At 63.2% G+C, this 11,001-nt stretch carries 10 protein-coding genes; all 10 read right to left on the bottom strand.

What is annotated here, in order from left to right; genetic code table 11:
• Window positions 1-19: 19 nt before the first annotated feature.
• The gene (purD, locus tag BLX41_RS18210; protein ID WP_123726013.1) at window positions 20-1,309 is read right to left on the bottom strand and encodes a phosphoribosylamine--glycine ligase; all 1,290 of its coding nucleotides are present in this window, start codon (window positions 1,307-1,309) and stop codon (window positions 20-22) included.
• A 128-nt stretch (window positions 1,310-1,437) separates the two neighbouring features.
• Entirely contained in the window at window positions 1,438-3,045 is a 1,608-nt protein-coding gene (gene purH / locus BLX41_RS18205; RefSeq protein ID WP_123726012.1) for a bifunctional phosphoribosylaminoimidazolecarboxamide formyltransferase/IMP cyclohydrolase, read from the bottom strand.
• A gap of 82 nt (window positions 3,046-3,127) precedes the next feature.
• Entirely contained in the window at window positions 3,128-3,448 is a 321-nt protein-coding gene (fis, locus tag BLX41_RS18200; protein WP_003186237.1) for a DNA-binding transcriptional regulator Fis, read from the bottom strand.
• Window positions 3,445-4,458: a tRNA dihydrouridine synthase DusB gene (gene dusB, locus BLX41_RS18195; protein ID WP_016968220.1), complete on the bottom strand. Its 1,014-nt coding sequence runs from the start codon at window positions 4,456-4,458 to the stop codon at window positions 3,445-3,447. The genes fis and dusB overlap by 4 nt, the downstream gene beginning before the upstream one ends.
• Window positions 4,459-4,654: 196 nt before the next feature.
• Entirely contained in the window at window positions 4,655-5,962 is a 1,308-nt protein-coding gene (locus BLX41_RS18190; protein WP_123726011.1) for a DUF3426 domain-containing protein, read from the bottom strand.
• Window positions 5,963-5,992: 30 nt separating this feature from the next.
• Window positions 5,993-6,871 carry a 50S ribosomal protein L11 methyltransferase gene (gene prmA, locus BLX41_RS18185; protein WP_123726010.1) on the bottom strand — a complete coding sequence of 293 codons (879 nt, stop codon included), beginning with the start codon at window positions 6,869-6,871 and terminating at the stop codon, window positions 5,993-5,995.
• A 247-nt stretch (window positions 6,872-7,118) separates the two neighbouring features.
• A complete protein-coding gene (gene accC / locus BLX41_RS18180; protein WP_123726009.1) occupies window positions 7,119-8,480 on the bottom strand; it encodes an acetyl-CoA carboxylase biotin carboxylase subunit in 1,362 nt (453 codons plus the stop codon).
• 17 nt (window positions 8,481-8,497) lie between these two features.
• Entirely contained in the window at window positions 8,498-8,956 is a 459-nt protein-coding gene (accB, locus tag BLX41_RS18175) for an acetyl-CoA carboxylase biotin carboxyl carrier protein (RefSeq protein WP_011059041.1), read from the bottom strand.
• Between the two features lie 24 nt (window positions 8,957-8,980).
• Complete coding sequence (gene aroQ / locus BLX41_RS18170; RefSeq protein ID WP_025130565.1) at window positions 8,981-9,436, bottom strand: type II 3-dehydroquinate dehydratase; 456 nt, start codon at window positions 9,434-9,436, stop codon at window positions 8,981-8,983.
• Window positions 9,437-9,671: 235 nt separating this feature from the next.
• Window positions 9,672-11,001: methyl-accepting chemotaxis protein (locus BLX41_RS18165; protein WP_259744999.1), on the bottom strand; the 1,330-nt coding region annotated here is incomplete at its 5' end.

Genomic DNA, 11,001 nt, shown 5'->3' with positions numbered 1-11,001 from the left:
CGGGGGGGGACTGGCAGCTTTACTCCTGGCCGCGCTCACGAGCAATGGCACGGTAGCCGATGTCGTTGCGGTAGAAGCAGCCCTGCCAGTCGATCTTGGCCGCCAGGCGGTAGGCTTGCTGCTGGGCTGCATCGACGCTGTCGCCCATGGCGGTGGCGCAGAGTACCCGGCCGCCGGAAGTCACGACCTGACCGTCCTTGAGTGCGGTGCCGGCGTGGAACACCTTGCCTTCCAATGCCGCGGCGGCGTCCAGGCCAGTGATGGCTGCGCCCTTGGCATAGTCACCAGGATAGCCGCCGGCGGCGAGGACGATGCCCAGGCTTGGGCGTGGGTCCCACTGGGCTTCGACCTTGTCCAGGGCCTGGGCCAGGGCGGCTTCCACCAGCAGCACCAGGCTCGATTGCAGGCGCAGCATCACCGGCTGGGTTTCCGGGTCGCCGAAGCGGCAGTTGAACTCGATGACTTTCGGGTTGCCGGCTTTGTCGATCATCAGGCCGGCATAGAGGAAGCCGGTGTAGACGTTGCCTTCCTCGGCCATGCCGCGCACGGTGGGCCAGATCACCAGGTCCATCACCCGCTGGTGCACTTCTGATGTGACCACCGGTGCCGGCGAGTAAGCGCCCATGCCACCGGTATTGGGGCCAGTGTCGCCGTCGCCGACGCGCTTGTGGTCCTGGCTGGTGGCCATGGGCAGCACGTTCTTGCCGTCGACCATGACGATGAAGCTGGCTTCCTCGCCGTCGAGGAACTCCTCGATGACGACGCGGGAACCGGCATCACCGAAGGCATTGCCGGCCAGCATGTCGCGCACGGCTTCCTCGGCTTCGGCCAGGGTCATGGCGACGATCACGCCTTTGCCGGCGGCCAGGCCGTCGGCCTTGATCACGATCGGCGCGCCTTTTTCCTGCAGATAGGCCAGGGCCGGCTCGATCTCGGTGAAGTTCTGGTAGTCGGCAGTCGGGATCTTGTGGCGCGCGAGGAAGTCCTTGGTGAAGGCTTTCGAACCTTCCAGCTGCGCGGCGCCGGCGGTCGGACCGAAGCAGTCCAGGCCACGGGAGCGGAACAGATCCACCACGCCGGCCACCAGCGGCACTTCCGGACCGACGATGGTCAGGGCGACGTTCTTCTCGGCGAAATCTGCCAACTGTTCCAGGGCCAGGACGTCGATGGCGACGTTCTCGCACTTGGCTTCGATGGCGGTGCCGGCGTTGCCCGGGGCGACGAACACTTTCTGAACCCGTGGGTCCTGAGCGACTTTCCAGGCCAGGGCGTGTTCACGACCGCCGCTACCAATGATCAGTACATTCATTTCAAAAACCTCGGATGACGCTAACTCAGGAAAGCAAAAGTAGGAGCCGGCTTGCCGGCGATCGGGGCGCCTCGCTGGTTGGGCGGGACCGCTTTCGCCGGCAAGCCGGCTCCTACTGTGGCAAGTGCTTAGTGACGGAAATGACGCATGCCGGTGAAGACCATGGCGATGCCGGCTTCGTCGGCTGCGGCAATCACTTCGGCATCACGCATCGAGCCGCCTGGCTGGATCACCGCGGTGATACCGACCTTGGCGGCGTTGTCCAGGCCGTCGCGGAACGGGAAGAACGCGTCGGAGGCCATGACCGAACCGGCTACCTGCAGACCGGCGTGCTCGGCCTTGATGGCAGCGATCCGCGCCGAGTTCACACGGCTCATCTGACCGGCGCCGACACCGATGGTCTGGCGGTTCTTGGCGTAGACAATGGCGTTGGACTTGACGAACTTGGCCACTTTCCAGGCAAAGATCAGGTCGTGGACTTCCTGTTCGGTCGGGGCGCGCTTGGTCACCACTTTCAGGTCGTCGGCACCGATCATGCCGATGTCGCGGCTCTGCACCAGCAGGCCACCGTTGACGCGCTTGTAGTCCCAGGCCGGTACGCGGTCTGCCGACCACTCGCCGCAGGCCAGCAGGCGCACGTTGGCTTTGGCGGCGACAATGGCGCGGGCTTCTTCGCTGACGCTCGGGGCGATGATCACTTCGACGAACTGACGCTCGACGATGGCCTTGGCGGTGGCTGCATCCAGTTCGCGGTTGAAGGCGATGATGCCGCCGAAGGCCGATTCGGTGTCGGTGGCGTAGGCCAGTTCGTAGGCCTGGCGGATGCCGCCTTCAGCGTCCGGGCTTACGGCCACGCCGCACGGGTTGGCGTGCTTGACGATGACGCAGGCCGGCTTGACGAAGCTCTTCACGCATTCCAGGGCGGCGTCGGTGTCGGCTACGTTGTTGTAGGACAGCTCCTTGCCTTGCAACTGGGTGGCGGTGGCGATGCCGACTTCGGCAGGCTTGGCTTCCACGTAGAACGCCGCGCTCTGGTGCGGGTTCTCGCCGTAGCGCATTTCCTGGGCCTTGATGAACTGGCTGTTGAAGGTCCGCGGGAATTCGCTGCGGCCTTCTGTGCTGAGGGTCTCGGCGGCCTGGTTCACAGTGCCCATGTAGTTGGCGATCATGCCGTCGTAGGCAGCGGTGTGTTCGAAGGCCTTGAGCATCAGGTCGAAACGCTGGGCGTAGGTCAGGCCACCGGCCTTGAGGCTTTCCAGGACGCCGGCGTAGTCGCTGGCGTTGACCACGATGGCCACGTCCTTATGGTTCTTGGCCGCCGAGCGGACCATGGTCGGGCCGCCGATGTCGATGTTCTCGATGGCGGTCGGCAGGTCGCAGCCGGGCTTGGAAATGGTGGCTTCGAAGGGGTAGAGGTTGACCGCTACCAGATCGATGGGCTTGATGCTGTGCTCGTTCATGATGGCGTCGTCGATACCGCGACGACCGAGGATACCGCCGTGGATTTTCGGGTGCAGGGTCTTGACCCGGCCGTCCATCATTTCCGCGAAACCGGTGTAATCCGCGACTTCCACTGCGGCCACGCCGTTGTCCTGCAGCAGTTTGAAGGTCCCGCCGGTGGAGAGGATCTCCACGCCCAGGGCTTCCAGCTCCTTGGCGAATTCGAGGATCCCGGTCTTGTCGGAAACACTGATCAAGGCGCGGCGGATCGGCAGGCGGGTAGTCTGGTCGGTCATCTCAATTTCCATCAAAAGCAAAGGAGTCAGCAAAAAAGGCGACCGTTTTTTACGCGGGCGCCTTTCTGGTTTGATTGAATGCTTACAACAAATCGTACTGCTTGAGTTTCTTGCGCAGGGTGCCGCGGTTCAGGCCCAGGAGTTCGCTGGCCTTGGTCTGGTTGCCCTTGACGTAGTTCATCACGCTTTCGAGCAACGGAGCCTCGACTTCGGAGAGCACCAGGTTGTACACGTCCGTGACGGCTGCGCCCTCAAGGTGGGCGAAATAATTGTGCAGCGCCTTCTCGACACTCCCGCGAAGGGTCTGGCCTTCTTCGCTGGGTGTATTGAGGTGCTGTTTCAAATTCACGTTGTCGCTCACGGGTGTAGTTCCACTCACTAAAGTCTCGGTCATCATCGTCATGCGGCCACCCCTTCTCCGTCCCCTGTTTCCAGGCTCTTGTAACGTCCGGCAAAGAACTCACGAACGTTGGCGCATTGTGCTTCCGTATCTTCCAAACGATTGAAGTGGGCGCGAAACTCCCTGGCGCCCGGCAGGGTTGCGAGATACCAGCCCACATGCTTGCGCGCAATGCGGACGCCCATGACCTCCCCATAGAAGGCATGCAGCGCGGCCAGGTGCTCTAGCAGAATACGTTCCACCTCGAACAGCTCCGGTGCCGGGAGGGTTTCACCGGTACGCAGGAAGTGTTCGATTTCACGAAAAATCCATGGCCGCCCCTGGGCGGCCCGGCCGATCAACAACCCGTCGGCCCCGGTGGCGTGCAATACCTGCCGGGCCTTCTCGGGCGAGTCGATGTCGCCGTTGGCAAAGACCGGAATCGACACCGCCTGCTTGATCGCGGCAATGGTGTCGTACTCGGCTTCGCCGGTGTACAGGTCGGCCCGGGTCCGACCGTGGACCGCCAGTGCCGTGATGCCTGCCTGCTCGGCGATCTTCGCCACCGTCAGGCCGTTCTTGTTCTGCCGGTCCCAGCCGGTGCGGATCTTCAGGGTGACCGGTACGTCCACCGCGGCCACCACCGCCTGGAGAATCTCGTTGACCAGGGCTTCGTCTTTCAGCAACGCGGAACCGGCAGCCTTGTTGCAGACCTTCTTCGCCGGACAACCCATGTTGATATCAATAATCTGTGCGCCCAACTCGACGTTGGCGCGGGCGGCGTCTGCCAGCATCTGTGCATCGCCACCGGCAATCTGCACCGAGCGTGGCTCGGGATCGCCTTCGTGGATCATGCGCAACCGCGATTTGCGGCTGTTCCACAAGCTCATGTCGCTGGTGACCATTTCCGAGACTACAAGGCCCGCGCCCAACTGCTTGCAAAGCTGACGAAAGGGCTGGTCGGTGACCCCCGCCATCGGGGCGAGAATCAAGCCGTTGTGCAATGTATATGGGCCGATGCGTACCGCCGACATAGGACTTCCCTGTTGTGGGGCCGGATCATGAGAGTTCGAAAAAGGGTTGGCATGATACCCGCTCTCGATGACCGGATAAAGGCTGAATTGGATAAAATCTGAACAGTTCTTCCGTTATCGCCAGGGGATCAATCTGAGCGATGCAGTCATAAATCTGTCGTCAATCCAGAGTTGTCCGTCAGTCTGATCAGCCGATTCACTCGGGCGAGTGGAAACTCAGACTGTAGTTCACCGCTTTCGGTCCGGGGTCGAGAATATCCAGGGCGATGTGAATCGGCGTCTGCGGCGGCATTTCCGCCACATCCTGCATCTCGCCGCCCAGGTACTCCCCGGGTTTGAAGCTGCGGCTGGCAATCAGATGGCCGTTGAGGTCGGCGAAGCGCAGTTCCAGCAGTGGGAAGGGTTGGGAGAAGGGTGCGCGGTTATAGATGATGGCGTCCACCACCAGCGCCCCGCTGAATTCCGGGTGGCTGCGCACCACCAGGTTGCTGCTCTTGATGCGGGCGATATCCACGCGCGATGGCACCGTACAGCCGAACTCCGGGCACAACTCCTGGAACCACGGGCGGTACTGGTCCTGGCGCGCGAGCTCGTCGAAGTGATAAGCGACGTATTGTCCCACCAGGCCGCCGGCGGCCAACAGGATCAGCAGCAGCCAGAGCAGGCGCCGGCCCCAGGGAGAACGGCGTTTCTGCCAATCGAGGTGAATCGGATCGTCCACCAGGTCCAGCAATACGTCTTCCTGGACTCCGGGCTCGCTGCGTTCGCGGCGTTTCTTGCCGGGGGTGGTGGCTGGCGATGGCTCGTCGTGTTCGACGGCGTCTGTGGCTGCCTGGGCCTCGAAGGGCTCCAGGTCGTCGTCCTGGCGCAGTTTCGGCGCCAGGGGCTCGTCATCCAGATCCGCCAGGTTGAAGGACAGCGACGGCTCGGTGCGGCTGGGTCGGACCGGTTCGGGGTCGATGTCGTCCTGATGCGCCTGGGCCTTGAGGGGGGCGGGCTTCGACTCATCGTGCTCGCCGGCGCTGCCGAACAGGCCGTCGGGCCAGTGGGCTTCATCGGCGTCCTGAGGGTCGCGACGGGCGCTGAGGCTGTCTTCCTGATGTTCGCGCTCCTGGCCAAAGGCCTTGGCCGGCTGAATCTCCCGCTGCTCGAGCTTGGCCAATTCCTCATCGAGGTCCAGGTGATCCAGGTCCATTTCGGCGGCCGACCATTGTTTCTGGCTGATGGCGCGCTGGGGCGGGGCCGCCGCAGGCGTCGGCGCGGGGGCAGGCTGCTGTTCGGGTTTTGGCGTCGCTGCTACCGCAGGCGCGGTTGCCGGTTTCGCCGCCGGCCTGGACGTTGCGCTTTCCTTGGCGGCGCGCTGCTCAAGCAACTGCCGCGCGGCATTGAACACCTGCAGGCAGGAGCCGCAGCGAACCACCCCGCGGGCCACGCTCAACTGAGCATGGCTGACACGGAACCTGGTTTGGCAATGCGGGCATTGGGTGACGAAACTGTCGGTCATGCGGCCATCCGGATTATGCAGGCGGCCATTCTAGCGCCGACGGCCGGTGATGCGCACCCAGCCATCGAGGGTGGCGATCGGGTCCAGATCGAAGTCCCGGGCATAGGCGGCAGCCACTTCTTCGCCTTGTTCGGCGAGGATGCCGGACAGTGCCAGGCGTCCTCCGGACTTCACCAGGCCCGACAGCTGCGGGGCCAGGGAGACCAGCGGGCCGGCCAGGATGTTGGCCACCAGCACATCGGCCTGGACCTGGGGCAGTTGCTCGGGCAGGTACAGCGGGAACAGTTCGTCGGCAATACCGTTGCGCCCGGCGTTGTCGCGGGAGGCTTCCAGCGCCTGCACGTCGATATCGGTGCCGACCGCTTGCTTGGCGCCCAGCAACAGGGCGGCGATGGCGAGGATTCCCGAGCCGCAGCCGAAGTCCAGCACGTTGCAGTCCTTCAGGTCCTGGCCGTCCAGCCATTCCAGGCACAGCGCGGTGGTGGGGTGGGTGCCGGTGCCGAAGGCCAGGCCCGGGTCCAGCAGCAGGTTGACCGCGTCAGGCTCCGGTGCGGCGTGCCAGCTTGGAACGATCCACAGGCGCTGGCCGAAACGCATCGGCTGGAAGTTGTCCATCCAGCTGCGCTCCCAGTCCTGGTCCTCGATGACTTCGCTGTGGTGCTCGGGCAGCGGGCTGCCGGTCAGCAGTTCCATATGGGCGAGCACGCTGGCGGCTTCGGTGCCGCCTTCGAACAGGGCCAACAGGTGGGTGTGGGACCAGAGCGGGGTGGTGTTGAGTTCGGGTTCGAAGATCGGCTGATCCTCGGCGTCCATAAAGGTGACCGAGACGGCACCGACTTCAAGAAAAGCGTCTTCATAGGTTTCGGCTTGTTCTGGGCTGATGGCGAGACGGACTTGCAGCCAAGGCATGGCGGGCACCTTTGAAAATATGTGATGTGCAGCCTAGCGGGCCGCGAGAAGCGCGCAAGTTTACGCGAGACGACCCGCAGGAGCGAGGGGGACGCCGGGTTCTTGCTTGCAATAGCGGTTGATCAGGGAGCTCAGGCAATGGCCGCTGCGCGGTTCGCGAGCAAGCTCGCTCCTACAGGGTGGAGGGGGGAATGGCAGATACGACAAGGCCGCTCGAAAGCGGCCTTGTCGGTGTGGCGAGCGCCGATCAGTGTTGCTCGGCCAGCTTGTGCTCGAGGTAGTGAATGTTCACGCCCCCTTTGCAGAAGCCTTCGTCACGGGTCAGATCGCGGTGCAGCGGGATGTTGGTCTTGATCCCGTCGACGACGATTTCGTCCAGCGCATTGCGCATGCGCGCCATGGCTTCGTCACGGGTCGCCCCGTAGGTGATCAGCTTGCCGATCAACGAATCGTAGTTCGGTGGAACCGCGTAACCGCTGTACAGGTGCGAGTCGACGCGCACGCCGTTGCCGCCCGGAGCATGGAAGTGCTTGACCGTGCCTGGGCTTGGCATGAAGGTTTTCGGGTCTTCGGCGTTGATCCGGCATTCCAGGGCGTGACCGCGGATAACCACGTCATCCTGGGTGAACGACAGCTTGTTGCCGGCGGCGATGCTGAGCATCTCCTTGACGATGTCGATACCGGTGACCATTTCCGAAACCGGGTGCTCTACCTGTACGCGAGTGTTCATCTCGATGAAGTAGAAGCGGCCGTTCTCGTAAAGGAACTCGAACGTACCGGCACCGCGGTAGCCGATGTCGATGCACGCCTTGACGCAGCGGGCGAAGACTTCCTGGCGCGCAGTCTCGTCGATGCCCGGTGCCGGCGCTTCTTCGAGGACTTTCTGGTGACGACGCTGCAGTGAGCAGTCGCGGTCGCCCAGGTGGATGGCGTTGCCCTGGCCGTCGGACAGCACCTGAACTTCCACGTGACGTGGGTTGGTCAGGAACTTCTCCAGGTAGACCATCGGGTTGCCAAACGCTGCGCCGGCTTCGGAGCGGGTCAGCTTCGCCGAGGCAATCAGGTCTTCTTCCTTGTGCACTACGCGCATGCCGCGACCACCGCCGCCGCCAGCGGCCTTGATGATCACCGGATAGCCGACTTCACGGCCAATGCGCAGGGCGGTTTCTTCGTCTTCCGGCAGTGGGCCGTCGGAACCTGGAACCGTAGGAACACCGGCCGCGATCATGGCGTGCTTGGCGGAAACCTTGTCGCCCATCAGGCGGATGGTGTCAGCTTTCGGGCCGATGAAGGCGAAGCCGGAGTTTTCCACCTGTTCGGCGAAGTCGGCGTTTTCCGCCAGGAAGCCGTAGCCAGGGTGGATTGCCGTAGCGCCAGTGACTTCAGCGGCCGCGATGATGGCCGGGATGTGCAGGTAGGACTGCGCAGCTTGCGCAGGCCCGATGCAGACGGATTCGTCCGCCAGGCCCAGGTGCATCAGCTCCTTGTCGGCCTTGGAATAGACGGCGACGGTCTTGATCCCCATTTCCTTGCAGGCACGCAGGATCCGCAGGGCGATTTCGCCGCGGTTGGCGATCAGGACTTTTTCCAACTTCGCAGGCTTCAACATCAAAGACTCTCCGCGGTTCAAACGATGGTGAACAGCGGTTGGTCGTACTCAACCGGCTGGCCGTCTTCGACAAGAATGGATTCGATCACACCGCTGGTTTCAGCTTCGATGTGGTTCATCATTTTCATCGCTTCGACGATGCACAGGGTGTCGCCTTTCTTCACGCTCTGGCCGACTTCAACGAAGGCTGGCGAGGTAGGCGAAGATTTGCGGTAGAAAGTACCGACCATTGGCGAGCGGGCTACGGTGCCGTTCAGCGCAGGTGCGGCGGGTGCGGCAGGAGCAGCGGCGGCCGGTGCGGCAGCGGCAGGTGCAGCTACGGGGGCGGCAACGGGAGCCGGTGCGTAGTACTGCTGGGCTGGAGTCTTGCTGTGGCGGCTGATGCGTACGGACTCTTCGCCTTCCTTGATCTCCAGCTCGTCGATGCCGGACTCTTCCAGCAGTTCGATCAGTTTCTTAACTTTACGGATATCCATGAATCATCAACTCCCAAGGGTCGGTCAGGGGCGTTTAGCTTGTTGTTCAAGCTGCTCTAGTGCGGCCTCCAGGGCCAGTCGGTAACCGCTGGCGCCAAGGCCGCAGATCACTCCCACCGCAACGTCGGAGAAGTAGGAGTGATGGCGGAAAGGTTCGCGTTTGTGCACGTTGGACAAATGCACTTCGATGAATGGGATGCTCACCGCCAGCAGCGCGTCACGTAATGCGACGCTTGTATGCGTAAAAGCTGCTGGATTGATCAAAATGAAGTCCACGCCTTCATCGCGTGCAGCATGGATACGTTCGATCAATTCGTACTCGGCATTGCTCTGCAGGTACTGCAGATGATGCCCGGCATCACGGGCCCGCTGCTCCAGATCCTGGTTGATCTGGGCCAGGGTGGTTGCACCGTAGACCCCCGGTTCACGGGTGCCGAGCAGGTTCAGGTTGGGTCCGTGAAGAACCAGTAGGGTGGCCATCGGTTGTTCCTTGTTATCGGGGTGCTGTTGTCAGAACCCGGCGACTATGCCGGAAAGACTTTATGACTGTCCAGTTCTCGGCAATAGCCAGCACGATGACCGATGTTTGCGCAAAATATGTGACCAGGCACTTAAATCCGGTCATTTGCCTGCAGAGCGAGAGCGCTGAACTCCCGGCCAGCCGTTTCGCCGATGATGGGGCGTTTGTCAGGGAAAGCCGGGACAGATGCACAGCTTAGACGCGGAAGGCTTGTACCGCCGTGTGCAATTGGCCTCCGAGGTCCAGCAGGTTATCGCCCTGGGCCCGGCCTTCGCCAATGCGCAGCAGGTTGTCGCCGCCCAGTTGATGGATGCGCTCGCTGTGGTCGCGGATCTCACTGACTGCGCCGCTTTGCTGGGCCGTGACATCGGCGATGCGCACGGCAGTGTCGGCGATGGTCTGGATCGCCCCGACGATTTCGTCCAGGGCACCGTCGGCGGCCTGGGCCTGGCTGGCGGTGGCTTCGGCGTGTTCCACCTGGGCGCGCATGCCTTGTACCGATTGTTGCGCGGCGGTCTGCAGGCCGGCGATCAAGGTCTGGATTTGCGCCGTAGCCCCCGCGGTACGCTGGGCCAGGGAGCGCACCTCTTCGGCGACCACGGCAAAGCCGCGGCCCATTTCTCCGGCGCGGGCGGCTTCGATGGCGGCGTTGAGGGCCAGCAGGTTGGTCTGTTCGGCAATGGAACGGATCACTGTCAGCACGCCGCCGATGGTGGCGGACTCCTGGGCCAGGTGCTCGATCATCTGTGCGTTGCCCTGCACCTCGCCCACCAGGGCGTGCAGCCCGGTCAGGCTCAGGCCTATGACTTTCTGCCCCTGTTGCACCGCAAGGCCAGCGCTGCGACTGGCATCGGCGGCCTGGCTGGCGTCACCGGCCACCTGCTGGATGGTGGCTTCCAGCTCCCCCAGGGCATCGCGGATCTGCGCGGTGTCGCCGGCCTGGCGCTCGGCGCCGCTGTGCAGGCCGCTGCTGAGGTCGGCCAGGGCGCGGCTGCTGCCCGCCACTTGTTCGGCGTTTTGGCGAATGGTGCCCACCAGATCCACCAGATAGGCTCGCAGGCGGTTCAGCGACTCTTCGATGGCGTGCAATTCGTGGTTGGTCTTGCCCAGTTGGATCGCTTGGCTGAAGTCGCCTTCGGCCCAGGTCGACAGCGCCGGGGCCAGGTTGGTCAGGACTCGGGCCAGCTTGCGCTGCAAGGTGTCGATGACCAGTGCGATCAGCAGGATCAGGCCGATCATCAACCCCTGCATCAGCCGTACCTCGCCCTGGATCTGGCCGTGCTGGGCACGTACCACGGGCTCCAGCTCGGCGATGGCCTGGCGCACGGCGGCGATCTTCAACAGGGTCGCGGCGCTCAGGTCGGCGCGTTTCTGGATCTGCTGCCGGGTCCGCTCGAGTTCCGCCGGATAACGGTTGAGCAGGCTGTGGAGTTCGCGCTTGAGGCCCACACCGGCGTCTTCAGTCGCGGTTTGCTGGGTGTTTTCCAGGCCCATCAGGGCTGCGAAGTCATCGCTGCCGGACTCA

It is taken from the genome of Pseudomonas protegens (assembly GCF_003732485.1).
Classification (GTDB): domain Bacteria; phylum Pseudomonadota; class Gammaproteobacteria; order Pseudomonadales; family Pseudomonadaceae; genus Aquipseudomonas; species Aquipseudomonas protegens_B.
This window is presented reverse-complemented; position numbering and strand designations above follow the sequence as displayed.

What these genes read in the sequence shown, in the direction of transcription:
- purD (WP_123726013.1), bottom strand. Translation starts at nt 1,309, where the DNA reads ATGAATGTACTGATCATTGGTAGCGGCGGTCGTGAACACGCCCTGGCC.
- purH (WP_123726012.1), bottom strand. Translation starts at nt 3,045, where the DNA reads ATGACCGACCAGACTACCCGCCTGCCGATCCGCCGCGCCTTGATCAGT.
- fis (WP_003186237.1), bottom strand. Translation starts at nt 3,448, where the DNA reads ATGACGATGATGACCGAGACTTTAGTGAGTGGAACTACACCCGTGAGC.
- dusB (WP_016968220.1), bottom strand. Translation starts at nt 4,458, where the DNA reads ATGTCGGCGGTACGCATCGGCCCATATACATTGCACAACGGCTTGATT.
- BLX41_RS18190 (WP_123726011.1), bottom strand. Translation starts at nt 5,962, where the DNA reads ATGACCGACAGTTTCGTCACCCAATGCCCGCATTGCCAAACCAGGTTC.
- prmA (WP_123726010.1), bottom strand. Translation starts at nt 6,871, where the DNA reads ATGCCTTGGCTGCAAGTCCGTCTCGCCATCAGCCCAGAACAAGCCGAA.
- accC (WP_123726009.1), bottom strand. Translation starts at nt 8,480, where the DNA reads ATGTTGAAGCCTGCGAAGTTGGAAAAAGTCCTGATCGCCAACCGCGGC.
- accB (WP_011059041.1), bottom strand. Translation starts at nt 8,956, where the DNA reads ATGGATATCCGTAAAGTTAAGAAACTGATCGAACTGCTGGAAGAGTCC.
- aroQ (WP_025130565.1), bottom strand. Translation starts at nt 9,436, where the DNA reads ATGGCCACCCTACTGGTTCTTCACGGACCCAACCTGAACCTGCTCGGC.